This window comes from Geodermatophilus sp. DSM 44513 (assembly GCF_032460525.1).
In the GTDB taxonomy this organism is placed as follows: domain Bacteria; phylum Actinomycetota; class Actinomycetes; order Mycobacteriales; family Geodermatophilaceae; genus Geodermatophilus.
On record NZ_CP135963.1, the window covers coordinates 3,365,626 to 3,391,708 of the forward strand.

General features: G+C 75.3%; 20 protein-coding genes and 1 pseudogene. 9 read left to right on the forward strand and 12 right to left on the reverse strand.

Features of this window, described 5'->3' with window-relative positions; all coding sequences use genetic code 11:
* Positions 1-45: 45 nt before the first annotated feature.
* Positions 46-1,206, forward strand: a complete 1,161-nt coding sequence (locus RTG05_RS16330) for a PQQ-dependent sugar dehydrogenase (RefSeq protein ID WP_315911959.1) — start codon at positions 46-48, stop codon at positions 1,204-1,206.
* A 128-nt stretch (positions 1,207-1,334) separates the two neighbouring features.
* Here RTG05_RS16330 and gatB read toward each other — a convergent pair whose 3' ends face one another.
* The 4 genes and pseudogenes from gatB to gatC form a co-directional block, all read right to left on the reverse strand.
* Positions 1,335-2,834, reverse strand: a complete 1,500-nt coding sequence (gene gatB / locus RTG05_RS16335) for an Asp-tRNA(Asn)/Glu-tRNA(Gln) amidotransferase subunit GatB (RefSeq protein ID WP_166525992.1) — start codon at positions 2,832-2,834, stop codon at positions 1,335-1,337.
* A complete protein-coding gene (locus RTG05_RS16340) occupies positions 2,831-3,010 on the reverse strand; it encodes a hypothetical protein (RefSeq protein WP_166525993.1) in 180 nt (59 codons plus the stop codon). Before RTG05_RS16340 ends, gatB begins: the two co-directional genes overlap by 4 nt.
* Entirely contained in the window at positions 3,007-4,527 is a 1,521-nt protein-coding gene (gatA, locus tag RTG05_RS16345; protein ID WP_166525994.1) for an Asp-tRNA(Asn)/Glu-tRNA(Gln) amidotransferase subunit GatA, read from the reverse strand. Before gatA ends, RTG05_RS16340 begins: the two co-directional genes overlap by 4 nt.
* Positions 4,524-4,817 (reverse strand): annotated as a pseudogene (gene gatC, locus RTG05_RS16350) (Asp-tRNA(Asn)/Glu-tRNA(Gln) amidotransferase subunit GatC); the annotation flags it as partial. The pseudogene gatC and the gene gatA, both read right to left, overlap by 4 nt.
* 331 nt (positions 4,818-5,148) lie before the next feature.
* Here gatC and RTG05_RS16355 point away from each other — a divergent pair.
* Both RTG05_RS16355 and RTG05_RS16360 read left to right on the forward strand, forming a co-directional pair.
* Entirely contained in the window at positions 5,149-5,829 is a 681-nt protein-coding gene (locus RTG05_RS16355; RefSeq protein ID WP_166525995.1) for an ACT domain-containing protein, read from the forward strand.
* 145 nt (positions 5,830-5,974) lie between these two features.
* Positions 5,975-6,706 (forward strand): class I SAM-dependent DNA methyltransferase, encoded by a 732-nt coding sequence (locus tag RTG05_RS16360; protein WP_166525996.1) that lies wholly within the window; start codon positions 5,975-5,977, stop codon positions 6,704-6,706.
* 39 nt (positions 6,707-6,745) lie between these two features.
* Here RTG05_RS16360 and ligA read toward each other — a convergent pair whose 3' ends face one another.
* Positions 6,746-8,944, reverse strand: a complete 2,199-nt coding sequence (gene ligA, locus RTG05_RS16365) for an NAD-dependent DNA ligase LigA (RefSeq protein ID WP_208104616.1) — start codon at positions 8,942-8,944, stop codon at positions 6,746-6,748.
* A gap of 166 nt (positions 8,945-9,110) precedes the next feature.
* Here ligA and RTG05_RS16370 point away from each other — a divergent pair, with 166 nt between their 5' ends.
* A complete protein-coding gene (locus tag RTG05_RS16370; protein ID WP_166525997.1) occupies positions 9,111-11,162 on the forward strand; it encodes a cation:proton antiporter in 2,052 nt (683 codons plus the stop codon).
* Between the two features lie 6 nt (positions 11,163-11,168).
* Here RTG05_RS16370 and RTG05_RS16375 read toward each other — a convergent pair whose 3' ends face one another.
* Positions 11,169-12,233, reverse strand: a complete 1,065-nt coding sequence (locus tag RTG05_RS16375; RefSeq protein WP_166525998.1) for a methionine synthase — start codon at positions 12,231-12,233, stop codon at positions 11,169-11,171.
* 246 nt (positions 12,234-12,479) lie between these two features.
* Here RTG05_RS16375 and RTG05_RS16380 point away from each other — a divergent pair, with 246 nt between their 5' ends.
* The 5 genes from RTG05_RS16380 (at position 12,480) to RTG05_RS16400 (ending at position 19,468) form a co-directional block, all read left to right on the forward strand.
* Complete coding sequence (locus tag RTG05_RS16380) at positions 12,480-13,751, forward strand: sugar ABC transporter substrate-binding protein (RefSeq protein ID WP_166525999.1); 1,272 nt, start codon at positions 12,480-12,482, stop codon at positions 13,749-13,751.
* A gap of 95 nt (positions 13,752-13,846) precedes the next feature.
* Positions 13,847-15,457, forward strand: coding sequence for an ABC transporter permease subunit (locus RTG05_RS16385; protein ID WP_208104617.1), 1,611 nt, complete (start codon positions 13,847-13,849; stop codon positions 15,455-15,457).
* On the forward strand, positions 15,454-16,398 hold the full coding sequence (locus tag RTG05_RS16390; RefSeq protein ID WP_166526000.1) for a sugar ABC transporter permease: 945 nt from the start codon (positions 15,454-15,456) through the stop codon (positions 16,396-16,398). Before RTG05_RS16385 ends, RTG05_RS16390 begins: the two co-directional genes overlap by 4 nt.
* The gene (locus RTG05_RS16395) at positions 16,395-18,251 is read left to right on the forward strand and encodes an alpha-amylase family glycosyl hydrolase (RefSeq protein WP_208104618.1); all 1,857 of its coding nucleotides are present in this window, start codon (positions 16,395-16,397) and stop codon (positions 18,249-18,251) included. Before RTG05_RS16390 ends, RTG05_RS16395 begins: the two co-directional genes overlap by 4 nt.
* Before the next feature lie 23 nt (positions 18,252-18,274).
* Positions 18,275-19,468, forward strand: coding sequence for an ABC transporter ATP-binding protein (locus RTG05_RS16400; RefSeq protein WP_166526001.1), 1,194 nt, complete (start codon positions 18,275-18,277; stop codon positions 19,466-19,468).
* 6 nt (positions 19,469-19,474) lie between these two features.
* On the opposite strand, the gene mnmA is transcribed toward RTG05_RS16400, so the two are convergent.
* The 6 genes from mnmA to RTG05_RS16430 form a co-directional block, all read right to left on the reverse strand.
* Positions 19,475-20,548, reverse strand: a complete 1,074-nt coding sequence (gene mnmA / locus RTG05_RS16405) for a tRNA 2-thiouridine(34) synthase MnmA (RefSeq protein WP_166526002.1) — start codon at positions 20,546-20,548, stop codon at positions 19,475-19,477.
* Positions 20,545-21,762 (reverse strand): cysteine desulfurase family protein, encoded by a 1,218-nt coding sequence (locus tag RTG05_RS16410; protein WP_166526003.1) that lies wholly within the window; start codon positions 21,760-21,762, stop codon positions 20,545-20,547. The genes mnmA and RTG05_RS16410 overlap by 4 nt, the downstream gene beginning before the upstream one ends.
* The gene (locus RTG05_RS16415) at positions 21,759-23,147 is read right to left on the reverse strand and encodes an MFS transporter (protein WP_315911960.1); all 1,389 of its coding nucleotides are present in this window, start codon (positions 23,145-23,147) and stop codon (positions 21,759-21,761) included. The genes RTG05_RS16410 and RTG05_RS16415 overlap by 4 nt, the downstream gene beginning before the upstream one ends.
* Before the next feature lie 230 nt (positions 23,148-23,377).
* Complete coding sequence (locus RTG05_RS16420; protein ID WP_166526004.1) at positions 23,378-24,340, reverse strand: electron transfer flavoprotein subunit alpha/FixB family protein; 963 nt, start codon at positions 24,338-24,340, stop codon at positions 23,378-23,380.
* Between the two features lie 30 nt (positions 24,341-24,370).
* Positions 24,371-25,150, reverse strand: coding sequence for an electron transfer flavoprotein subunit beta/FixA family protein (locus RTG05_RS16425; RefSeq protein WP_166526005.1), 780 nt, complete (start codon positions 25,148-25,150; stop codon positions 24,371-24,373).
* Positions 25,151-25,276: 126 nt separating this feature from the next.
* Positions 25,277-26,062, reverse strand: a complete 786-nt coding sequence (locus RTG05_RS16430) for an enoyl-CoA hydratase/isomerase family protein (protein ID WP_166526006.1) — start codon at positions 26,060-26,062, stop codon at positions 25,277-25,279.
* Positions 26,063-26,083 lie beyond the last annotated feature (21 nt).

The window sequence follows — 26,083 nt, forward strand, 5'->3', positions numbered from 1 at the left end:
GCTGCGGGAGCCGCCCCGCCGGCGCCCGCACGTACTGTGCGAGGGGTGAGCCGGCTGCGCGCGCGACGGGGACGGCGCCTGGCCGCTGCCGCGGTGCTGACCGTCGTCCTGGCCGCCTGCGGCGGCGAGGGCTACGAGCCGTCCGGCCCGTTCCGCCCGCGGCCGGAGGGCCCCCCGCCCCAGGTCGGCCCGCCCACGGAGTCACCGCAGGTGCCCGGTCCGGGGGACCCGGCCGACCCGGAGTCCGACGAGGAGGCCGGCGACCCGAACGTGGTCGCCTCCGGGCTGACCGTGCCCACCGGCCTGGTCGTGCTGCCCGACGGCACCGCGGTCGTCGGCGAGCGGGAGACCGGGCGGCTGCTGCAGGTGTTCCCCGACCGCTCCCCCGCCCGGGAGCTCATGACGCTGCCCGGCATCGACACCGCCGGGGACGGCGGGCTGCTGGGCCTGGCGATCTCGCCGACCTTCCCGGAGGACGGGCTGTTCTACGCCTACGTCTCCACGGCCACCGACAACCGCGTGGTCCGCTTCCCGATGGGCAGCACCCCCAACCCGGTGCTCACCGGCATCCCGCGCGGCGAGACGCACAACGGCGGCGGGCTGGCGTTCGCCCCCGACGGCACCCTGTTCGTCGGCACCGGGGACACCGCGGACCCGGCGCTGGCCCAGGACCCCGCCTCGCTGGCCGGCAAGGTGCTGCACGTCGACGTCTTCGGCCGGGCGGTGGGGGCCGGCCCGGTGTACAGCTCCGGGCACGCCGACGTCACGGCGCTGTGCCCGGGCGGGGAGGCGCTGTTCGCCACGGACGACTCCGCGGAGGGGCCCGACGAGCTGGTGGCGGTCGTCGAGGGCGGCGACGGCGGCTGGCCGGCCGCGGCGCCGGACAGCGCCGGTCCGGTCGTGGACTTCCCCCCGGCCGAGGGCGGCCTGGCCGGGTGCGCGGTGGCCGGGCGCACGGTGTTCCTCGGCGCGCTGGACGGCCGCCGCGTGCACACGGTGCAGCTGGACGGCACCGGCGCCCTGGCCGAGGAGCCGGGGGAGTTCCTCGTCGAGCGCTACGGCCGGCTGCGCACCGTCGTCCTCGACGGCGAGGGCGCCCTGTGGATCACCACGTCCAACGAGGACGGCGTCGGCACCCCGGCCGAGGACGACGACCGGGTGCTGCGCGTCTTCCCGCCCGGCGGCGCCGCCGACTCCCCGTTGTAGGACGGCGGGGCTCAGCGCGCCGTTCGGCCTCGGTGCAGGGGCCCTCCGCCTGCGCCTGCGAGGCGTGGGGGGCACCGGGGTCCTTCCGGGCTCCTGGCCGCGGTGCGGTCCGGTAGGACCGCAGTGACTCAGCTCCCGACCAGCCGCTCCTCGAGCATGCGCTTGACGGTCGCGGCGTCGGCCTTGCCGCGGGTGGTCCTCATGACCGCGCCGACCAGCGCGCCGAGGGCCGCCACCTTGCCGGCCTGCACCTTGGCGACGACGTCGGGGTTGCCGGCGAGGGCCTCCTCGACCGCGGCGACCAGCTCGTCGGACTCCCCCATCACCGCCAGCCCGCGGGCCTGCACGACCTGCGCCGGGTCGCCCTCGCCGGCCAGCACGCCGTCGAGCACCTGCCGGGCCAGCTTGTCGTTGACCGTGCCGTCGGCGACCAGCCGGCTGAGCTCGGCGACCTGCGCCGGGGTCACGGCCAGCTCCGCCAGTTCCACGCCGGCGTCGTTGGCCCGCCGGGCGAGCTCGCCGAGCCACCACTTGCGGGCGTCGGCCGGCCCGGCGCCCGCGGCGACGGTGGCCTCCACCAGGCCGAGCGCGCCCGCGTTGACCAGCCAGGTCATCTCGGTGCCCGACAGCCCCCACTCCTGCTGCAGCCGGGCGCGGCGGGCGGCGGGCAGCTCCGGCAGGGCGGCGGCCAGCGCGGCCACCCACTCCTCGTCGGGCGCGACCGGCACCAGGTCCGGCTCGGGGAAGTACCGGTAGTCGGTGGCCTCCTCCTTGCTGCGCCCGGGTGAGGTGCTGCCGGTGTCCTCGTGGAAGTGCCGGGTCTCCTGCCGCACGCGGCCCCCGGCGTCGAGGACGGCAGCCTGCCGGCGCATCTCGTAGCGGACGGCGCGCTCGACGCTGCGCAGCGAGTTGACGTTCTTGGTCTCGGTGCGGGTGCCCCACTCCAGGCTGCCGGTCGGCGCCAGGGAGGTGTTCACGTCGCAGCGCAGGCTGCCCTGCTCCATCCGGACGTCGGAGGCGCCCAGGCTCTGCACGATGTCGCGCAGCTCGGCGACGTAGGCCCGGGCGACCTCGGGGGCCCGCGCGCCGGCGCCGGGGATCGGCCGGGTGACGATCTCGACCAGCGGGATGCCCGCGCGGTTGAAGTCGACCAGCGAGTGCGAGGCGCCGTGGATGCGCCCGGTGGCCCCGCCGACGTGCAGGTTCTTGCCGGTGTCCTCCTCCAGGTGCACCCGCTCGATCTCCACCCGGTATGTCTGCCCGTCGACCTCGACGTCGAGGTGCCCGGCGGTGCACAGCGGCTCGTCGTACTGGCTGGTCTGGAAGCCCTTGGGGATGTCCGGGTAGAAGTAGTTCTTCCGCGCGAAGCGGCACCACGAGGCGATCCGGCAGCCCAGCGCCAGCCCGATCCTGATGGTCGCCTCGATCGCGGCGGCGTTGACCACCGGCAGCGAGCCGGGCAGACCCAGGCACACCGGACAGGTCTGGGTGTTGGGCTCCGCGCCGAAGGTGGTCGCGCAGCCGCAGAACATCTTCGACGCGGTGCCCAGCTCGACGTGGGTCTCCAGGCCGACGACCGGCTCGTAGCGGGTGAGGAGCTCGTCGTACTCGACGAGGGTGTCGCTCATCGGGAGTCGTTCTCCTTGCGGACGGAGCGGCCGGTCACCACGGCGCCGACGGCGGTGAGCACGCCGAGCACGATGAAGACCGCGAAGAAGACCTCACCGGTGGCGATCCAGCCGACCAGCCCCACCAGCACGACGAACGCCGTCAGCGCCCACGCGGCCTTGAGCGCCCCGTTCACGCCGGCGTCCGCTCGGTGAGCTGGTCCAGGAAGCGGGTGCCGCGGGCGGCGTCCAGCGCGGTCTCCACCGCGGCGGCGACCCGGTAGCAGCGGTCGTCGGCCAGCGCGGGGGCCATGACCTGGAACCCGACCGGCAGGCCCTCGGACAGCCCGCACGGCACCGAGATGGCCGGCAGCCCGGCCAGGCTGGCCGGCAGCGTGCACAGGTCGGCGGCGTACATGGCCAACGGGTCGTCGACGCGGGCGCCGATCGGCCAGGCCACCGTGGGGCTGGTCGGGCTGACCAGCACGTCGACGTCGGCGAACGCGGCGGTGGCGTCGCGGGTGATCAGCGTGCGGACCTTCTGCGCCTGCCCGTAGTAGGCGTCGTAGTACCCGGCCGACAGGGCGTAGGTGCCCAGCACGATCCGCCGCTTGACCTCCGGGCCGAAACCCTGCTCCCGGGTCAGCGACATGACCTCCTCCAGCGAGCGGCTGCCGTCGTCGCCCGCCCGCAGGCCGAACCGCACGCCCTCGAAGCGGGCCAGGTTCGACGACGCCTCGCTGGGGGCGATCAGGTAGTAGGCCGGCAGGGCCAGGGCGAACGAGGGACAGGACACCTCGCGCACCTCGGCGCCCATGCCCTCGAGCAGCGCGACGGTCTCGCGCACCCGGTCCAGGACCCCGGCGTCGTACCCGTCGGCGTGCCCGTCGCCGCCCAGCTCCCGGACGACGCCGACGCGCAGCCCGGCCAGCTCCCCGCGGGCACCGTCCTGCGCGGCGCGGACCAGCAGCGGCACGGGGGCCTCGATGCTGGTGGAGTCGCGCGGGTCGTGCCCGCCGATCGCCTCGTGCAGGACGGCGGCGTCCAGCACGGTGCGCGCCATCGGGCCGGCCTGGTCGAGACTGGAGGAGAACGCGATCAGCCCGTAGCGGGACACCGAGCCGTAGGTGGGCTTGTGCCCGACCAGCCCGGTGACCGCGGCCGGCTGGCGGATCGAGCCGCCGGTGTCGGTGCCCAGCGCCCACGGCGCCAGCCCGCCGGCGACCGCGGCGGAGGACCCGCCGGAGGACCCGCCGGGGATGCGGTCGGGGTCCCACGGGTTGCGGGCCGGGCGGTACGCGGAGTTCTCCGTGGAGGAGCCCATCGCGAACTCGTCCATGTTGGTCTTGCCGAGCAGCACCGTGCCGGCCGCCTTGAGCCGAGCCGCGACGGTGGCGTCGTACGGCGGGTGCCAGCCCTCGAGGATCCGCGACCCGCTGGTGGTGGGCACGCCCTCGGTGACGAACACGTCCTTGAGCGCCACCGGGACGCCGGCCAGCGGGCCGAGCTCCTCCCCGGCGGCGCGGGCGGCGTCGACCTCGGCGGCGCGGGCCAGCGCGGCCTCGGCGTCCACGTGCAGGTAGGCGCCGAGGACGTCGTCCTGCGCGGCGATCCGGTCCAGGTAGGCCCGGGTGAGCTCCACCGAGCTGGCTTCGCCGGCGGCCAGCAGCCGGCCCAGCTCGGCGGCGTCCAGGGTGGTGGGGTCGGTGCTCACTCCTCCTCCCCCAGGATCTGCGGCACCCGGAAGCGGTCGTCCTCGGCCGCCGGCGCCTGCGCCAGGACGACGTCGCGCGGCAGGCTGGGCGTGACGACGTCCGGGCGGGTGACGTTGGTCAGCGGCACCGCGTGGGTCATCGGCGGCACGTCGGCGACGTCGGCCTTCCCGACCTCGGCCACCGCGTCGAGCACCGCGGACAGCTGCCCCGCGAAGGCGTCGAGCTCCTCGTCGGTGAGCGCGAGCCGGGCCAGCCGGGCCAGGTGCGCGACGTCGTCCCGCCCGAGTCCGGCGGTGTCGTCCCGCCCGAGTCCGGCGGTGTCGTCCCGCCCGAGTCCGGCGGTGTCATCGCGCCCGAGTCCGGCGGTGTCGTCGCGCCCGGGTCCGGCGGTGTCCTGCGGGGAGGGGGTGCTCATGCTGGGGCGCGGGTCTCCTCGGTCGTCGGAACCCCGCCACTGTACGTGGGCGGCCCGCCGGGGCGACCGGCCGCTCGACCCCCGGACGGTGCATGGGGGAAGCTGTCGCCACCCGCGATCGACGGAGATCGACCAAGGACCCCCTGCCCCCCGCCGCTCGCAGGCTCGCGCCGGGACCGTGCAGGGGCCACGACCCGGAGGAACCGTGTCCCATCTCCTGCGGCTGGTCGTCCCCGACCGTCCCGGCATCCTCGGCGCCGTGGCCACGGCCCTGGGTGAGGCGGGCATCGACATCGTGTCCGTCGACGTGCTCGAGCGCGGCGGTGGGGTGGCCGTCGACGACGTCGTGGTGGACCTGCCGCCCGACCGGCTGCCGGACAGCCTGATCACCGCCGCGCAGGCCGTGCCGGGTGTGCAGGTGGAGTCGCTGCGCCCCTTCGCCGGTCCGCTGGACACCCACCGCGAGCTGGAGCTGCTGGAGGCGCTCGCCCGGGCGGCGGCGCCGGGGTCGCCCACGCTCGCGGTGAAGCTGCTGGCGGCCGAGCTGCCGCGGGTGTTCCACAGCGGCTGGGCGGTCGTCCTCTCCGGCGACGCGGGAGGCCCGTGCGAGGTGCTGGCCGCCTCCGACGCGGCGCCGTCCTTCGACGGCATGACCCTGCCGTGGCTGCCGCTGGACAGCCCGCGGCTGCTGCCCAGCGAGGCGGACTGGCTGCCCGAGCGCTGGCGGGAGATGGCCATCGAGATGATGGCGGCCCCCTTCGGCGACCTCCGGACGGCGGTGGTGACCGGCCGCTCCGGCGGGCCGGCCTACCGTCGCTCGGAGCTGCTGCGCCTGGTGCACCTCGCCGGCATCGCCGCCAGCGTCGCGCACCTGCCGCCGGCCTGATGGAGGACCCTCCTGCCCTCCCACCACTCGCGAGCTCGCGGCGGGACCCTGCAGGAGGGCCGTTCGCGTCCGCACGCACCGCGGTCCCGGCAGGCGGCCGGTAAACCGGTGGCGCGTCGGCCCGACCCGTCGGCACGCTGCCCGCATGACGGTCGACCACTTCGCCGGGTGGGTCGCGGAGCACTACGACGAGTCCTCCGCCGACGTCTCCACCCCCGCGGTCCTGGACCCGGTCGTCGACCTCCTCGCCGACCTCGCCGGTGACGGCACCGCCCTGGAGCTCGGAGTCGGCACCGGCCGGGTCGCGCTGCCCCTGGCCGCCCGCGGGGTCGGCGTGCACGGCATCGACCTGTCCCCCGACATGCTGGCGCGGCTGCGGGCCAAGCCCGGGGCCGACCGGGTCCCCGTCACGCTGGGGGACTTCGCGACCACCTCGGTGGACGGCGTCTTCACCCTGGCCTACCTCGTGTTCAACACGATCATGAACCTGACGACCCAGGACGAGCAGGTCTCCTGCTTCCGGAACGTCGCCCGCCACCTGGCCCCCGGTGGTCGGTTCGTCGTCGAGGTGGGCGTCCCCGAGCTGCGCCGGCTCCCCCCCGGGGAGGTCGCCCGGCCGTTCCTGCTCTCCCCCACCCGTCTCGGCTTCGACGAGTACGACGTCGCCGCGCAGCGGCTGGTCTCCCACCACCACCGGCTGGGCGACGGGCAGTGGCGGGTCGTCTCGATGCCGTTCCGGTACGTGTGGCCGGCCGAGCTCGACCTCATGGCGCGACTGGCCGGGATGGTGCTGGAGTCCCGGTGGGAGGACTGGCAGCGCCGCCCGTTCACCGGCGAGAGCCGCTCGCACGTGTCGGTCTGGCGGATGCCGGGCTGAGCCGGCCCACTCCCCCGCCGGCCCACTCCCCCGGCCGGCTCACTCCCCCGGCGGCTCGCCGCCGTCGGGCGCCGGCGGTGCGGCCGGCTCGGTGCCGTCGCCGACCGTCGCCACCGCACGGGCCGCCTCGGGCCCCTCCTCCAGCAGCACCCGGAAGCCGTCGTCGTCCAGGACCGGCGCCCCGACCTGCACCGCCTTGTCGTACTTGCTGCCCGGGTCGGCGCCGACGACGACGAAGCCGGTCTTCTTCGACACCGAGCCGGTCACCTTGCCACCGCGCTCCTGGATGGCGGCGATCGCCTGGTCGCGGCTGTGGTCGCGCAGCGACCCGGTGACGACGACGGTGACGCCGGTCAGCGGCCCGGGCCCGGCGGCGTCGCCCTCGTCGGCCATCCGCACGCCCGCGGCGCGCCACTTCTCCACCACCTCGCGGTGCCAGTCGACGGCGAACCAGTCCAGCACCGACCTCGCGATCGTCGGCCCCACCCCGTCGGCCGCCGCCAGCTCCTCCTCCGACGCCGTCACGATCCGGTCGATCGAGCGGAAGTCGCGGGCCAGCGCCTGCGCGGCCGTCGGGCCGACGTGCCGGATGGACAGCGCGACCAGCACCCGCCACAGCGGGACGTCCCGACGGGTCTGCAGGTTGGCCAGCAGCTTCTGCCCGTTGGCCGACAGCGCGCCGTCCTTCCGGGTGAAGAACGCGGTGCGGCACAGCGCCGCCTCGTCCAGGAAGAACAGGTCGCCCTCGTCCTGCAGCAGGCCGCCCTGCAGCAGCGCGACCGCCGCCTCGTAGCCGAGGTTCTCGATGTCGAAGGCGCCGCGGCCGGCGACGTGGAAGACGCGCTCCCGCAGCTGCGCGGGGCAGGACCGGGCGTTGGGGCAGCGGATGTCGGCGTCGCCCTCCCGCTCGTGCCGCAGCTCGGTGCCGCACTCGGGGCAGTGCGTGGGCATCACGAACGGCCGCTCGTCGCCGGTGCGGGCCGCGACCACCGGCCCCAGCACCTCGGGGATGACGTCGCCGGCCTTGCGGATGACCACGGTGTCGCCGATGAGGACGCCCTTGCGCTGCACCTCGCTCGCGTTGTGCAGGGTGGCCAGCTGGACCGTCGAGCCGGCCACCTTCACCGGCTCCATGTACGCGAACGGGGTGACCCGCCCGGTGCGCCCGACGTTGACCCGGATGTCGAGCAGCCGGGTGGTGGCCTCCTCCGGCGGGTACTTGAACGCGATCGCCCAGCGCGGCGCCCGCGAGGTCGAGCCCAGCCGGCGCTGCAGCGCCACCTGGTCGACCTTGACGACGACGCCGTCGATCTCGTGCTCCACGGAGTGCCGCTGCTCGCGGTAGCGCTCGACGTAGCCCCACACGCCCTCGAGGTCGTCCAGCACCGCGAACCGGTCGCTGACCGGCAGCCCCAGCTCGCGCAGCCGCGTGTAGGCCTCCGACTGCCGCTCGGGGGCGAACCCCTCGCGCGCGCCGAGACCGTGCACCACCAGCCGCAGCGGCCGGGAGGCGGTGACCCGCGGGTCCTTCTGCCGCAGGGAGCCGGCGGCGGCGTTGCGCGGGTTGGCGAACGGCGCCCGGCCCGCCTCGACCATGCCGGCGTTGACGTCGGCGAAGGCGGCGACCGGGAAGTAGACCTCCCCCCGGACCTCCAGCAGCGGCGGCACGTCGGCACCGGTGAGCTGCTGCGGGACGTCGTCCATCGTGCGCACGTTGGCGGTGACGTCCTCCCCGGTGACGCCGTCCCCGCGGGTGGCCGCGCGCACCAGCCGGCCGCGCTCGTAGACCAGGTCGACCGCGACGCCGTCCACCTTGAGCTCGCAGAGGTACACCGCCGCGGAGCCGACCTCGCGCTCCACCCGGGTGGCCCAGGCCGACAGCTCGTCACGGGAGAAGGCGTTGTCCAGGCTCTGCATCCGCTCCAGGTGCCGGACGGGGGCGAAGGTCGCGGTGAAGCCGCCGTTGACCTTCTGGCTGGGTGAGTCCGGGGTGACCAGCGCGGGGTGGGCGGCCTCGATCGCCCGGAGCTCGCCCATGAGCTCGTCGTACTGCCCGTCGCTGACCAGTGGCGCGTCCTGCACGTAGTAGGCGAACGCGTGGCGGTCCAGCTCCTCGGCCAGGTCGCGGTGCCGGGTGCGCGCCGCGTCGGGGACCTCGGTGAGGTCCGCCCGGTCGGCCGGCGCCACGACCCGGGGCGCGTCGACCTGCGGCTCCTCCAGCTCGGCGTCGGTGGTCACGGCGGGAACGGTATCCGCCGGGTACGACGGCGGAGCTCCGTTCACCCCGTCGGGCGGCGGGCCCGGGGGCGACCGGGGGGCCGGTCCTGGCGCGGGCCGACGCGCCGGGGGGACCATGCGCACAGGTCCCCGGCCACGGCGGCCGGGCCGCCCCGGAGGAGGCCGCATGGAGCCGCTGACCGTCCTCGCCGCCGCCGACGGCCCCCCGGCCTACCTCGGGCCGGCGGCCGGGCTCGTCGTCGCCGCCGCGGTGATCGGCTACCTGATGGCCCGCGCGCGGGTCGTCCCGATCGTCGGCTTCCTCGCCGCCGGCGTGCTCATCGGGCCGGCGCAGCTCGGGGTGGTGCAGAACGACGAGGCGGTGCAGGCGGCGGCCGACGTCGGCGTCATCCTGCTGCTGTTCACCATCGGCATCGAGTTCTCCCTCGACCGGCTGGCCCGGGTGTGGACCTGGATCGCGCTCGGGGGCGCGCTGCAGGTCGGCCTGGCGACCGCCGCGGGCCTGGTCCTCACCCTCGCCCTGGGCGGCACCTGGCAGGACGGGCTGTTCACCGGCTTCCTGCTCGCCCTGTCATCGACCGCCATCGTGCTCAAGCTGCTGGGCGACCGGCACGAGCAGTCCGGACGGCGCGGGCAGCTGGCCCTCGCGCTGCTCATCGCCCAGGACCTCGCGGTCGTGGGCATGGTCCTGGTCGTCCCGCTCCTCGGCGGCGAGGGGGGCGAGGGCGGTGGCGGCGCGTCCCTGCTGCGCGCCGCGGTGACCGCGGTGCTGGTGGTCGGCGCCGTCCTCGTCGTGGCCCGACGCGTGCTGCCGCCGGTCCTGGAGGTGGTGGCCCGCACCTGCTCGCCCGAGGTGTTCCTGCTGGCCGTCGTCGCCGTCTGCTTCGGCACCGCCTTCCTCACCGCCCTGGCCGGGGTGAGCGTCTCCCTCGGCGCCTTCCTCGCCGGCCTCATGGTCAGCGAGAGCCGCGCGAGCTCCCAGGCCCTCGCCGAGGTGCTGCCGCTGCAGATCGTCTTCAGCGCGGTGTTCTTCGTGTCGGTGGGCATGCTGCTCGACGTCGGCTTCGTGCTGGACAACTGGGCGCTGGTGCTCGGCGCCGCGCTCGGCGTGCTGGTGGTCAAGACGCTGACCACGTCGGCCGCCGTGCTCGCGCTGCGGATCCGGTGGCGCACCGCGGTGGCCTCCGGGCTGCTGCTCGCCCAGGTCGGTGAGTTCTCCTTCGTGCTGCTGACCGTCGGCACGGCCGCCGGGCTGTCCCCCCTCGGCCTCGGGGACGACGGCGCGCAGACCTTCGTGGCGACGACGGTGCTGCTCATGGTCGCGACCCCGGCGCTGGCCGCGCTCGGCGCCGCGGTCGACCGGCGGGCCGGCACCGCGGCGGGCCCGGGCGCGGACGGCCGCGACGGCGGGCCCGCCGGGGTGGAGCCCGGGGCGCCGACGGACCACGTGGCGATCCTGGGGTGGGGTCCGACGGCGCTGCACCTGGCCGGCACGCTGCGCTCCCGCGGTGAGCCGCTGGTCATGACGACGCTGAACCCCGACGGCGCGGCGGAGGCGGCCGCGGCCGGGTACCCGGTGCTGCGCGGGGACCCCACGAAGCTGCGCGTGCTGCAGGAGGCCGGCGTGGACCGCGCCCGCCTGGTCGTGGTGGCCGAGGACGAGCCCGAGCAGGCCGAGCGGGTGGTGTCGGTGGCCCGCGCGCTCACCCGGGCGCCGATCGTCGTCCGCCCGCGGGGCGACGTCGACGTCGCCGTCCTGGCCGAGGCCGGCGCGGACTCCGTGGTCGACCGCGACCGCGCCTCCGACCACGCGCTGGTGCTGTCGGTGCTCGGCCGCCTGGGGCACCGCAAGAAGACGCCCGGCCAGGACGAGACCGTCCTCGACACGACCGCCGTCGTCCGCTACCCGTGGCCGGCGGACAGCGGCTGCGGGCACGGGGCGCTGTCCCGCGCGGTGCTGCCCACGGCCTGGGGCTGCGTCGAGTGCCTGCGCGACGGGCACGGCTGGGTGCACCTGCGCATCTGCCTGACCTGCGGGCACGTCGGCTGCTGCGACTCCTCGCCCGGCCGGCACGCCCGCGCGCACGCCCGCGAGTCCGACCACCCGCTGGTGGTCTCGGGCGAGCCGGGCGAGACCTGGGCCCACTGCTTCGTCGACGACGTCACGGTCGCCGGGCCGGCCGACGCCCCGCGGGCGAGCGCGCTGGAGGCGCGCTGAGGGCGGTCACTCCGGCAGCAGGTACCTCGCGGCCTCGCGCACGTGGGTCATGGCCGCCCGCGCGTACCCCGGCGTGGCGCCGGCCAGCCCGCAGGACGGGGTGAGGGTGACCGCCTCGTGCAGCACGTCTGCGGCGAAGCCGAGCTCCCGCCACCACGCCCGCACGCGCGACGCCGTCGCCCTCGGCGCGGGCAGCGGCGCGTCGGTGCCGGGGACGACGCCGGCGAGCAGCCGGGTGCCGGCCTCCACCGCGGCGCCCAGGGCGTCGAGGTCCTGCACCAGCCCGAGGTCGAAGGAGACGCCGTCCGCGCCGGCCGCGCCGAACAGCTCCAGGGGCGCCCGGTTGCCGCAGCAGTGCACCACCACCGGACCGGGCAGGGCGCCGACGACGGCGGCGAGCTCCTGCTGCACCACCGGCTCCTCGACCGCTGCCAGCTTCCCGAAGCCGCTGGCGGTGGGCAGCGCCCCCTGGAGGACGGCGGGCAGCGAGGGCTCGTCGAGCTGGACGACCACCCGCGCCCCGGGCACCCGTGCGGTGACGGCGGCGACGTGCGCCGCCAGCCCCTCGGTGAGCGACTGGGCGAGGTCGCGGCGGGCGCCGGGGTCGACGACGGCGCGGTCGCCGCGGGTGCGCTCCAGGCCGGCGGCCAGCGTCCACGGCCCGGCGGCCTGCACCTTGAACGGCCCGGAGTAGCCCTCGGCGACGTCGTGCAGGGCGTCGAGGTCGCGGGCCAGGAACTCCTGGGCGCGGCGCAGGTCGACCCCCGCCCGCGGGACCAGCCGCCAGCCGGCCGGGGTCAGCTCGACGGCCAGGTCGACCAGCAGCGCGGCGCTGCGCCCGAGCAGGTCCGCGCCCGCCCCGCGGCCGGGCAGCTCGGGCAGGTGGGCGAAGTCGGGCAGCTCGCCGGTGACCACGCGCATTGCCTCGGCCGGGTCCGCGCCGGGCAGCGAGCCCACGCCGGTCGCCGCCCCCCACCGCCCGGCCGGCTCCGCACCGGGGGCCGTCCCCGCGGCGGCGAGGTCGGCGGGGACGTCGGGGTCGGCGGGCGAGACGGGGTCCAGCGGGGCCACGGCGCCGACGGTAGTCCCCGGCCGAGGGCCGCTCGGCACCCCGACGGACCGCCTCCGGCCGGCCTCCGCCGGGGCCGGACCGGTGCCGGTCGCCCGCCCGCCCGGCGACGGGAAACGGTTCGGCAACGGTTGGTGACGAAGCGTTGACCGGCCGGCGGCCAGGACCTTCGCTGGGCGCGGTCCGTCGCGCGACCACGCGGGTCACCGACGGAGCCGGTCACCGGAGATCGACGAGGGGGAAGACACATGCGTGGGCGCAGCTGGAAGGCGCTGGTCGGCAGCGTCGCCGTGACGATGGCGGTGAGCGCCTGCGGAGGCGGCAGCGAGACCGACGGCGAGGCGGCCGGCGGGGGCGGTGGCACCGGCGGTGGGGGCGGTGGCGAGGCCGACCTGACGATCATGGTCGACGCCGAGCGCACCCCGATCATGGAGACCCTGGGGCAGCAGTTCGGCGAGGAGAACGGGGTCACCGTCGAGGTCCAGTCGATCGCGGAGAACGTCCAGTCGCAGTTCGTGACGGCCGCGCAGGCCGGCGAGGGCCCCGACATCGTCATGGGCGCACACGACTGGATCGGCAACTTCGTCCAGAACGGCGCCATCGACCCGATCCAGCTGTCCCCCGAGCAGACCGCGGAGTTCAACCCGCTGGCCATCGAGGGCGTCACCTTCAACGGCCAGGTCTACGGTGTGCCGTTCGCGGTTGAGAACGTCGTGCTGTTCCGCAACACCGACCTGGCGCCCGAGGCGCCGTCCACCATCGAGGACCTGGTGGCCACCGGGCAGGCCGTCGTCGCGGAGGGGCGGGCCAGCGAGGTGCTCGCGCTGCCCGTCGGCGAGGTCGGCGACCCCTACCACATCTACCCGCTGTTCACCTCCGGTGGCGGCTACCTGTTCGGCGAGAACCCCGACGGCAGCTACGACCCGGCCGACTTCGGCCTGGGCTCCCCCGGGTCGGTGGAGGCCTTCCAGAAGATCGGCGCCCTCGGCGAGACCGGTGCCGGGGTGCTCAAGCGCTCGATCACCGGGGAGAACATCGTCAACCTGTTCGGCGGCGGCGACGCGGTCTACATGCTGTCCGGGCCGTGGAACCTGGCCCCGCTGGCCGAGACCGACGTGCCCTTCGAGATCAGCCCGGTGCCCGGCTTCGCCGACGGCGGCCCCGCGCGGCCGTTCGTGGGCGTGCAGGCGATGTACGTCGCCAGCGGCAGCGACAACAAGACGCTGGCCCAGGAGTTCGCCACGAACTACTTCACCAACCCCGAGATCGCCCAGCAGCTGTTCGAGGCCGACCCGCGCCCGCCGGCGCTGACCGCCGTCCTCGAGGCGGTCCAGGCCGACAACCCGCTGGTCGCCCAGGTGCTGGCCGCCGGTGAGGGCGGCGACATCCTCCCGGCGATCCCGGAGATGCAGGCCGTGTTCGACCCGATGGGCAAGGCCGAGGCCGCCGTCATCGGCGGCGCGGACGTCCCGTCGACGATCACCTCGGCCGCCCAGACGATCTCCGACGCGATCAACTGACCCGGCCGGCCGGACCGCCGCAGCCCCGGCTGCGGCGGTCCGGCCACCCACCGGTGCCCGACCGGCACCGGGGCCCGCTCGGAAGGAGCCGTCCCGTGGCCTCATCGCTGCAGCAGGCGCCGCAGACCTCCACCCCGCACGAGGGCGGGCGCCGGCCGAGGAGCCGGGGTTCCACCACGGTCGTCGGCCAGGTGGTCAAGACCACCCTGCTCGCCGTGGTGGGCGCGATCGCGGTCGCCGCCGCCCTGCCGCTGGTCGCCGCCGGCGAGTGGCTGCTGCTCGCCGTCCTCGTGCTGGTCACCGCGCTGCTGTTCTGGGTCTACCTCTCACCGCGGCACGTGCCCCTGAAGTACCTCGTCCCCGGCACGCTGTTCCTGCTCGCCTTCCAGCTGTTCCCGGTCGTCTACACCGTGTCGATCGCCTTCACCAACTACGGCGACGCGCACCGGGGCAGCAAGGAGGACGCGGTCCGCGCCATCGAGGGCGCCTCCGTCCAGCAGCTGCCCGACTCCCCCACCTACGAGCTGTCGATCGCCACCGAGGGCGACCCGGCCACCGGGGACGTCGTCTTCCTGCTCACCGACACCGCCCAGGACGAGTACTTCCTCGGCACCGCCGAGGGGCTGGAGGAACTCGACCCCGACGACGTGGAGGTCGGCTCCACCGGCCGGATCACCGCCCTGGACGGGTACACGGTCCTCGACCTCGGGCAGGCGACGGCCCGCGACGCCGAGATCTCCACCTTCAGCGTCCCGACCGACGGTGGGGCCATCCGCAACCAGGGCCTGTCCAGCGCCTACGAGGGCGCGGCCCGCCAGCAGTACGACGCCGGGTGCGACTGCATCACCGACGCGCAGAGCGGGCAGGTCTGGACCGCCGACGAGGAGGTCGGCTACTTCGTCGACGAGAACGGCGACAACCTGGCCCAGGGCTGGCGGGTCGGCGTCGGCCTGGAGAACTTCGCCGCCGTGGTCACCAACCCCACGATCAGCCAGTACTTCTTCCAGATCCTGGTGTGGAACCTGGCCTTCGCGGCGCTGTCGGTCCTGCTCACCTTCGCGGCGGGGCTGTTCATGGCGGTGGTGCTCAACCACCCGCGGCTGCGCGGGCAGCGCCTCTACCGCTCGCTGCTGATCCTCCCCTACGCCATGCCGGCCTTCGCGATGCTGCTGGTCTGGCGGGACATGTTCAACACCGACTTCGGCCTGGTCAACCGGCTGCTGGGGCTGGACGTCAACTGGCTCGGCGAGCCGTGGACGGCGCGGGTGGCGGTGCTGCTGGTCCAGCTGTGGATGGGCTACCCCTACATGTTCCTGGTGGCCACCGGTGCGCTGCAGGCCATCCCGGCCGACCTCACCGAGGCCGCCGGCGTCGACGGCGCCCGGCCCGGCTACGCCTTCCGCACCATCACCTTCCCGCTGCTGCTGGTCGCGCTGTCCCCGCTGCTGATCACCTCGTTCGCGTTCAACTTCAACAACTTCAACGCGGTCTACCTGATCACCGAGGGCGGGCCGTTCCCGGCGGACAACCCGCAGGCGGGAGCGACCGACCTGTTGATCACCTACACCTACCGGCTGGCGTTCGGGGTGGGCGGCGCGCAGTACGGGTTCGCTGCGGCCATCTCCGTGCTCATCTTCCTCATCGTCGCCGTCATGTCGATCCTGATGTTCCGCCGCACCCGAGCCCTGGAGGAGGTCAACCGATGACCGGCGTGCAGACCGCCCCGCCCCCCTCGGTCAACCCCGGCGGTGAAGGCGGCGACCCGCCGCCCGGCGCCGTCCGGCTCGGCGGTACCCGGGGTGGCTGGTTCCGCCAGGTCGGCTGGCGGCACCTCGTCGGCCTGCTCGCCCTGGCCTTCGCGCTCTTCCCGATCCTGTTCGTGGTCTCCGCCGCGTTCAACCCGGTCGGGACGCTGAGCTCCTCCACGCTCGTCCCGACCGGCGCCAGCCTCGCCAACTTCACCGAGCTGTTCACCGAGACCCGGTTCGCGCGCTGGTTCGGCAACACCCTGCTCATCGGCCTGCTGTCGGCCGGGCTGTCGGTGTTCCTGTCGGCCTGCGCGGCCTTCGCCTTCTCGCGGTTCCGGTTCACCGGCCGGCGGGTCGGTCTGCTGACCGCGCTGCTGGTCCAGCTGTTCCCGCAGTTCCTCAACATCGTCGCGCTGTACCTGGTGTTCGTGGTGGTCAGCGAGTACTACCCGGCCCTCGGCTTCAACACCCCGTGGGCGCTGATCCTGTTGACCCTCGGGACGGCGCTGGGCGTGAACACGTGGCTGATGAAGGGCTTCTTCGACACCGTCCCCCGGGACCTCGACGAGTCGGCCAAGGTCGACGGCGCCACCCACGCGCAGGTCTTCTTCGGCATCATCCTGCCCCTGGTCCGGCCGATCCTGGCGGTGACCGGCCTGCTGGCCTTCATCGCCACGGTGAGCGAGTTCATCATCGCCAGCGTCTTCCTCACCGACGACCGGTCGAAGACCGTGGCGGTCGGGCTCTACGGCCTGGTGGCCTCCGGCATCCAGCGCAACGACAACTTCGGGGTGTTCGCCGCCGGGGCGCTGATCACCGCCATCCCGACCGTGCTGCTGTTCCAGTACCTGCAGCGCTACATCGTCGGTGGGCTGACGGCCGGTGCGGTGAAGGGGTGACCCCGGTCGACCCGGCGTCGGCCCTGGCGCTGCCGCACTCCGACGGGTCGGCGCTGTTCGTGCCGGACGACGCGCCGGCGGTCGGCAGCACCGCGACGGTGTTCCTGCGGGTGCCGACCGGCGACGGCGCCACCGGCGTGCACGTGCGGTCCACCCCGGACGGGGAGGCCGAGCTGTTCCCCGGGACGGTCGACCGGACGACGCCGACCGACACGTGGTGGCGCTGCGAGGTCCCGGTGCGCAACCCGGACACCCACTACCGCTTCCTGCTCACCGGCGGACCGCGCGGCTACCGCTGGCTCACCGGCGCCGGGGTGCACGGCCACGAGGTCACCGACGCCGCCGACTTCCGCCTCGCCGTGCCCCCCGCGGCGCCCGGGTGGGCCCGCGACGCCGTCGTCTACCAGGTCTTCCCCGACCGGTTCGCCCGCTCGCCCGCCGCCGACGGTCGGCGCACGCCGGCCTGGGCGCACCCCGCCCGCTGGCAGGACCCGGTGGACGCGTTCGGCCCGACCGTGGCCACCCAGCTGTACGGGGGCGACCTCGACGGCGTCACCGCCCACCTGGACCACGTCGCGGGCCTGGGCGCCGACACCGTCTACCTCACCCCGTTCTTCCCGGCGGAGTCCAACCACCGCTACAACGCCACCGACTTCACCGCCGTCGACCCCCTGCTCGGCGGCGACGAGGCGCTGGCGCGGCTGTCGGACGCCGTGCACCGGCGCGGCATGCGCCTGCTCGGCGACCTCACCACCAACCACTGCGGGGACACCCACACCTGGTTCCGCCGGGCGCTGGCCGACCGCGGATCGGCGGAGCGGGGGTTCTTCTACTTCGCCGGCCCGGACTCCGACGCCTACGAGAACTGGCTCGGCTACGACACGCTGGTCAAGTTCGACTTCGGCTCCGCGGAGCTGCGCCGGCGGCTGGTCGAGGGGCCGGACAGCACCGCCGGCCGGTGGCTGCGCCCGCCGTTCTCCCTGGACGGCTGGCGCATCGACGTCGGCCAGATGACCGGGCGCCGCGGCCGGGACGACCACAACCGCGCGGTGGTGCGCGCGCTGCGGCGCACCCTGGCCGACAGCGGCCGGGACGCGCTGCTGCTCGCCGAGCACAGCTTCGACGCCAGCGCCGACCTGGCCGGCGAGGGCTGGCACGGGGTCATGGACTACGCGAGGTTCAGCACGCCCGTCCGCTCCTGGCTGCGCGCCCCGGACGCCGAGGAGCACCGCCACCCCGGCCTGCCGCCGCCGGTGCCCCGGCTGCCGGCCGAGGCGTCGGTGGCCACGATGCGGGCCTTCACCGCCGCGCGCCCCTGGCGGGCCACGGCGACCTCCTGGTCGATCCTGTCCAGCCACGACACCGCCCGCATCCGCACGCTGGTGCGCACCCGGGAGGTGCACGAGGTCGCCGCGGGGCTGCTGTTCACCCTCCCCGGTGCACCCATGGTCTTCGCCGGCGACGAGCTGGGGCTGACCGGCACCTCCGGCGAGGCCGCGCGCACGCCGTTCCCCTGGCACGCCCCCGAGACCTGGGACGGGCAGACGCTGGACGCCTACCGCGCCCTGGCCGCCCTGCGCCGCCGGAGCACCGCGCTGCGCCGCGGCGGGCTGCGCTGGCTGGCCGCCGACGGCGACGTCATGGCCTTCCTGCGCGAGGCGCCCGGCGAGCGGCTCCTCGTCCTGGCCCGCCGGGCCCCGGGGCGGCCGCTGCGGCTCCCGGCCGTCCCGCTGGGGCTGACCGGCGAGGCGCCCAACGTCCACGGCGGGGCACCGCCGCTGGTCGCCGACGCCACCTCCACCGCCGTCCTGCCCGGGGACGGACCCACCTTCCAGGTCTGGCAGCTCGCCTGACCCCCGAACGCCCGGAGAGCAGCATGGCCGAGGTAGTCCTCGACAAGGTCAACAAGCAGTACGAGAACGGGTTCCACGCCGTGAAGGACCTCGACCTCGCGATCGCCGACGGGGAGTTCCTGGTGCTCGTCGGCCCCTCGGGCTGTGGGAAGAGCACCGCGCTGCGCATGGTCGCCGGGCTCGAGGACGTGACCAGCGGGACGCTGCGCATCGGCGACCGGGTGGTCAACACGCTCCCGCCGCGGGACCGCGACATCGCCATGGTCTTCCAGTCCTACGCCCTGTACCCGCACATGACGGTGGCCGACAACATCGGCTACGGGCTGCGGATCAAGCGCATGGACAAGGCCGAGATCGGCCGGCGGGTGCAGCGCGCCGCCGACATGCTGGAGCTGACGCCGCTGCTGGACCGCAAGCCCGCCCAGCTGTCCGGCGGGCAGCGTCAGCGGGTGGCGATGGGGCGGGCGATCGTCCGCGAGCCCTCGGTGTTCCTCATGGACGAGCCGCTGTCCAACCTCGACGCCAAGCTGCGGGTGCAGATGCGCGCGGAGATCGCCCAGGTCCAGCAGGACCTGGGGACGACGACGATCTACGTCACGCACGACCAGGTCGAGGCCATGACCATGGGCGACCGGGTCGCCGTCCTCAAGGCCGGGGTGCTGCAGCAGGCCGGCGACCCGCAGTACCTCTACGACAACCCGGCCAACCTCTTCGTCGCGGGCTTCATCGGCTCCCCGCCGATGAACATGGGCCTGGGCCGGGTCGAGCGCGCCGGCGACGGTCTGGTCGTCCACCTCGGCTCCTGCCCGCTGCGGCTGGGCCCGGAGGCGCTGGCCAAGGCGCCGGCGCTGGCCGGCCACGTCGGGCACGAGGTGGCCGTGGGCATCCGCAGCGAGGACATGGAGGACGCCCGGATCGCCCGCGACGCACCCGAGGACGCGCGGCTCCGGGCGCGGGTGGTGCTGACCGAGGCGCTGGGGTCGGAGATCACCGTGCACTTCACCGTGGACGCCCCCGAGGTGGTCACCGAGGACACCCGCGCCCTGGCCCAGGACGCCCGGGCCGAGGAGACGTCGCACCGGGTGGCGGGCACCAAGTTCGTCGCCTCGTTCGCGCCGCGGTCGCGGGTGCGGCCGGGCGACGAGATCGAGGTGGTCGTCGACACCGAGCGCCTGCACTTCTTCGACACGGCGAGCGGCGCGGCGATCCGCGGGTGAGCCGGGTCAGGCGGTCGCGGCGACGGTCCCCTGGCCCAGCACGAGGTCGCCGCGCCCGGCGTCGGGGGCGTACAGCACCGCCGACTGGCCCGGCGCGACCCCGCGCTGCGCGGTGTCGAGCAGCAGCCGCAGGCCGCCGTCGTCCCCCGCGGTGACCGCGCACGGCACCGGGCTGCCGTGCGCGCGCAGCTGCACCTCGGCCCGCACCGGGAGGGCCGGCGCCGGGCCGGTCCAGGTCGGCGGGGCGGTACGGACCTCGGTCACCCCGGCGAGGTCCGCGGTGCCGATGGTCACCGTGCGGGTCACCGGCTCGATGCCCAGCACGTAGCGCGGCCGGGAGTCGCCGACGGCGACCCCGAGCCCGCGGCGCTGGCCCACCGTGAACCCGTGGGTGCCGGCGTGCTGCCCCACCGTCGCGCCGGTCGCGGCGTCGACCACCGGGCCGGGCCGGGCACCGAGCCGTCGGGTGAGGAAGCCGCGGGTGTCGCCGTCGGGGATGAAGCAGACGTCGTGCGAGTCGGCCTTGGTGGCCACCGCGAAGCCGCGCTCGGCGGCGACCTCGCGCACCCGCTGCTTGGTCATCGACCCCAGCGGGAACACCGCCCCGGCCAGCTGCGCGGGGGTGAGGACGGCGAGCACGTAGGACTGGTCCTTGGCCGTGTCCACCGAGCGGCGCAGCTCGCCGTCCACCAGCCGGGCGTGGTGGCCGGTGACCACCGCGTCGAAGCCCAGGGCCCGCGCCCGGTCCAGCACCGCGGAGAACTTGATCCGCTCGTTGCACCGCAGGCACGGGTTCGGGGTGCGCCCGGCGGCGTACTCGGCGACGAAGTCCTCGACGACGTCCTGGGCGAACCGGTCGGCGAGGTCCCAGACGTAGAACGGGATGCCCAGCTCGTCGGCGACCCGGCGGGCGTCGTGCGCGTCCTCGACGCTGCAGCAGCCGCGGGCACCGCTGCGCAGGGTCTGCCGGTCCGGTGACAGTGCCAGGTGCACGCCGGTGACGTCGTGCCCGGCGTCCACGGCCAGCGCGGCGGCGACGGCGGAGTCCACGCCGCCGCTCATCGCGGCGAGCAGCCTCACCGCCGGCCCATCCCCGCCCGGCGGGCGCGCTCCACCACCGGCCCGATCACCGCGAGGAGGGCGTCGACGTCGGCGTCGGTCGAGGTGTGCCCGAGGCTGAACCGCAGCGAGCTGCGCGCCCGGTCGGGGTCGGCGCCGGTGGCCAGCAGCACGTGGCTGGGCCGGGCGACGCCGGCGCTGCACGCCGAGCCGGTGGAGCACTCCACGCCGCGGGCGTCGAGCAGCATGAGCAGCGCGTCGCCCTCCGCACCCGGGAAGGACAGGTGGGCGTTGCCGGGCAGCCGCCCCGGCCCGCCGGCGACCGTGCCGTCGACCAGGTCGTCCAGGGCCGCCCCGTTGAGCTGGACGTCGGGCACCTGCGCCACCACGCCGGCCACCAGCCGGTCGCGCAGCACGGACACCCGGTCGGCACGGTCCTCCCGCTCGGCGACGGCCGTGGTGGCCGCGACCTGCAGCCCGACGATGGCCGCGACGTCGAGGGTGCCCGAGCGCACGTCGCGCTCCTGGCCGCCGCCGTGCAGCAGCGGGGTGCACGCGGCGTCGCGGCGCAGCAGCAGCACGCCGGCGCCCATCGGCCCGCCGAGCTTGTGCGCGGTCATGGTCAGCGCGTCCACGCCGCTGGCGGCGAAGTCGACCGGCACCTGCCCGACGGCCTGGACGGCGTCGGTGTGCAGCGGGACGCCGACCGCGTGCGCCACCTCGGCCAGCGCGGCCAGGTCGCTGACCGTGCCGATCTCGTTGTTGGCCCACATGACGCTGACCAGGGCGACGTCCTCCCCGGTGCCCAGCGCCGCGCGCAGGGCACCCGGGGTGACCCGGCCGGTCGGGTCGACCGGCAGCCAGGTGACCTCGGCGCCGTCGTGCTTGGCCAGCCACTCGACGCTGTCGAGCACCGCGTGGTGCTCGGCGGGGCTGACCACGATGCGCCGGCGGCGGGCGTCGGCGTCCCGGCGCGCCCAGAACAGGCCCTTGACGGCGAGGTTGTCGCTCTCGGTGCCGCCGCCGGTGAACAGCACCTCCGACGGCCGGGCGCCCAGGGCCTCGGCCAGCCGCTCGCGCGACTGCTCGGCGACCCGGCGGGCGGCGCGGCCGCTGGCGTGCAGCGCGGAGGCGTTGCCGACCCGGCCCAGCTGTGCGGTCATCGCGGCCAGCACCGCCGGCAGCAGCGGGGTGGTCGCGGCGTGGTCCAGGTAGACCGTCTCGGAGGAGCTCATGACGTGGCCAATGTAGTCGCGTCCGCCGCAGCCCTCCGCCGCGCCGGGGCGGCCGCCCGCCCGGCGACGCCGGTGCCGGCCACGGCGAGCACGGTCAGCGCGGCGACCGAGCCGAGCACCGCGGCCGGCAGGGACAGCGCCCCGGCGCCGGCGGCGGCCAGCAGGATGCCGGCCAGGCCCACGCACAGGGCCGAGGCGGTGACGTCGGCGATCTGCAGCGCCGCGGCGTTCGCGCCGCGCTCGGACTCCGGCGACTGGTCGAGCAGCAGCACCCCCACGCTGGGCATGCCCAGGCCCATCCCGAGCCCGGCGACCGCCCAGGTGAGGTACGCCGGCCAGCCACCCAGCGCCGAGACGGCGGCCAGCGCGGTGCCGGCCAGCCCCACGGACAGCAGCACGAACCCGGCCCGCAGGACCCTCGTCCGCGGGACGTCGGGGCGCCGGCCCTGCAGCTGGGAGGCGGCCGCCCAGCCGATGGCCCCGGCGGTCAGGGGCAGCCCGGCGGCGGTCGGACCGTGACCGTGCACCGCGGTCAGGGTCAGCGGCAGCAGGGCGTCCACCCCGAAGAAGGCACCGGCCAGCAGCCCGCGGGAGGCGACGACGGCGGGCAGACCGCGGCGGGCCCGGACGGTGCCGGCCGGCAGCAGCCGGCGCAGGCCGGCCGCGAGGGCACCCGCCCCGGCGACGGCGAGCAGCAGAGCGGGGCCGTCCAGCCGCTGCCCGGCGTACTGCAGCAGCCCGATGCCCAGGCCGGCGAGCAGCGCGGAGCCGACGGCACCCCGCCGCACCGCGGCTCCTCCGGCGCCGGGCGGGCCCAGGCGGCTGACCGGCACCACCAGCAGCAGACCGACGACGACCAGCGGCAGCAGGCCGAGGAACACCCCCCGCCAGGAGGCGTGCGCGGTGACCAGCCCGGAGACCACCGGCCCGACCAGCGCCGGCAGCACCCACGCGGCGGAGATGGCCCCGAACAGCCGGGGCCGCAGGGCGGGCGCGTAGGCGTGCCCGGCGATGACGTAGAGCAGGGTGACCATGACCCCGGCGCCCAGGCCCTGCACCGCCCGGCCGGCGACCAGGACGGCCATGTGCTGCGCCGCGCCGGCCACCAGCAGGCCGAGGGCGAAGGTGGCGACCCCCCACGGCAGCGCCGGCCAGGCGCCCCGGCGGTCACCGGCCTGCCCGCCCAGCACCATGCCGACGACGGAGGTGACGAGGAAGGCGCTGAACGGCCACGCGTACCACGCCAGCCCGTCGAGCTCGGTCACCGCCGTCGGCATCGCCGTCCCGACCGCCATGGCCTCGAAGGCGATCAGCGTGACGAGGGTGAGCAGCCCGGCGGTCGTCCGGCGGGAGGACCGGTCCCAGAGCCCGGCGTCACCTGCCACGCCCACCTCCCCGTTGAACCGCGGTGTCCCCGTGCCCTCCCCCCGCCCCGGACACACCGGACGCCGGCCCCCGACGGGGACCGGCGCCCGGGCTCACTGGGTGTCGGAACGGCCCCTCCGCAGGGTCCCGCCCCGAGCGTGCGAGGGGTGGGGGGCTGGTGCCGTTCGGGCACGGCCCCTCCGCAGGGTCCCGCCCCGAGCGTGCGAGGGGTGGGGGGCGGAGGGGTCCTTCACTTGCGGGCGGCGATCGCCTCGGTGGCCTGCGGGACGACGGTGTTCAGGTCGCCCACGACGCCGAAGTCGGCGAGCTCGAAGATCGGCGCCTCGGCGTCCTTGTTGACCGCGACGATGGTCTTCGACGTCTGCATGCCGGCCCGGTGCTGGATGGCCCCGGAGATGCCCACGGCGATGTAGAGCTGCGGGCTGACGGTCTTGCCGGTCTGCCCCACCTGGAAGGTGTGCGGGTAGAAGCCGGAGTCCACCGCGGCGCGCGAGGCACCGACCGCCGCGCCGAGGCTGTCGGCGAGACCCTCGATGAGGGAGAAGTTCTCCGCCGAGGCCACGCCGCGACCGCCGGAGACGACGATCGAGGCCTCCGTCAGCTCCGGCCGGGAGGACTTCTGCTCCACGACCCGGTCGAGCACGCGGGTGGCGCGAGCGGCGTCGGACAGCTGCACCGTCACCTGCTCCTCCTCGGCCGCGCCGGGGGCGGGCTCCGGGGTCACCGAGTTGCCGCGCACCGTGTAGATCGGGGTGCCGGTGGTGACCTTGGAGTGCACGATGGTCGCCCCGGCGAAGGCGACCTGGGTCGCGGTGCCGTCGGGGGCGATCTCGGTGACGTCGGTCAGGAAGCCGCTGCCGGTCTTGATGGCCAGCCGGCCGGCGATCTCCTTGCCCTCCGGTGAAGAGGGCATGACCACCGCGGCGGGCTGCTTGTCGGCCACGAGCTGTGCGAGCACCTCGGCCTTGGGGACGACGAGGAACTGCTCGACCTCCTCGGACTCCGCGACGTAGACCCGCGCTGCGCCGTACTCGGCCAGTTGCGGCCGGACGGCGGCCGCGGTGCCCGGGGCACCGATGACGACCGCGGACGGCTCGCCGAGCACGCGGGCGGCGGTCAGCGCCTCCAGCGTGGTCTTGCGGACGCCCTCACCGGTCGGGTTGAGCTCGACGAGGACCAGCACCTCTGCCATGACAGTTCTCCCTCTGCGCGTCGACGCGGGTCAGACGATCTTCTGGCCGGCGAGGTAGTCGACCAGCTTCGTGGCGCCGTCGCCCTCGTCGGTGACCTTGACACCGGCACCCTTCGGCGGGCGGCCGGCGAAGTCGAGCACCTGGCTGGTCGCCGTCGCCAGGCCCACGGTGGACGGGTCGATGCCGATGTCGGCCAGCGACAGCTTGGTCACCGGCTTCTTCTTGGCGGCCATGATCCCCTTGAAGGAGGGGTAGCGCGGCTCGTTGATGGTGTCCCAGGTGGACACGATGGCCGGCAGCGGCGCCTCCAGCGCCCAGTAGCCGCCGTCGGTCTGCCGCTCGACCTTGGCGACGCCGTCCTCGATGGTCAGCTTGCGGGCGCCGGACAGCTGCGGGATGCCCAGCCGCTCGGACAGCAGCGCCGGCATCACCGACAGCTGGCCGTCGGTGGACTCCGCGCCGCACAGCACGATGTCGAAGGACAGCTGCTGCAGCGCCGCGGCCAGGACCGCGGAGGTCTGCGGGGCGCAGGAACCGTGCATGGCGTCGTCGACGACGTGCACGGCCTTGTCCGCGCCCATGGACAGCGCCTTGCGGATGGCGTCGGACGCGGACTCCGGACCCACGGTCAGCACGGTGACCTCGCCGCCGTGCGCCTCCTTGAGGACGAGGGCCTCCTCGATGGCGTACTCGTCGATCTCGTTGACCACGTTGTCCGCGCTGCCGCGGGCGACGGTGTTGTCCGCCGGGTCCAGGGTGCGCTCGCTCCCGGAATCGGGGACCTGCTTGACCAGAACGACGATCTCCATCGTCGGACCCTCCTCCACGCATCGGGGCGCGGGCGGACGCCCGCCTGCTGTCGATGGTCCAGGTTACCGGCCGGTAACGGGCAGGGGGTGGGCGGCCCGGTGACCGCGCCCGCCGCAGGCGGCGGGTCAGCGCCCGGCGAAGGTGGCCTTCCCCGGCCCGTCCTGCAGGAACGAGCGCATGCCCGTGGCCTGGTCCTCCGTGTCGAACAGCTCGGCGAACAGCCGGCTCTCCAGGACCAGGCCCTCGCGCAGCGGCCGGTCCAGGCCCTCGTCGATCGCCTTCTTGGCCGCGGCCAGCGCCAGCGGCGGGCCGGCGGCGAACTTGCGCGCCATGGCGACCGCCGTCTCGTACACCTCGGCGTCGGGGACGACGGCGTCGGCCAGGCCGATCTCCAGGGCCTCCTCGGCCCCGACGTGCCGCCCGGTGAACACCAGGTCCTTGGCCCGGGCCGGGCCGACCAGCCGGGCCAGCCGCTGGGTGCCGCCGGCGCCGGGGATGACGCCGAGCAGGATCTCCGGCTGGCCCACCTTGGCGCCGGCCCCCATGACCCGGAAGTCGGCGCACAGCGCCAGCTCGTAGCCCCCGCCGAGGGCGTAGCCGGTGATCGCGGCGATGACCGGCTTGGGGATCTCCTGCACCGCGGTGAAGGAGTTGGTCAGCTCCCGCCCCCAGGCCACCATGCTGCGGCCGTCGAGCTGCGACATCGCCTTGATGTCGGCGCCGGCGGCGAACACCCGCTCCCCGCCGTAGAGGACGACGGCCCGGACGTCGGCCCGCTCACCGGCCTGCAGCGCCGCGGCCCGCACCTCCAGGTGCAGCTGCTCGTCGATGGCGTTCATCTTCGGCCGGTCGAGGCGGATGGTCCCCACCCCGTCCTCGACCTGCAGCGTCACGAACTCCGGCTCTGCCACGGGGACCTCCAGGCGGTGGAC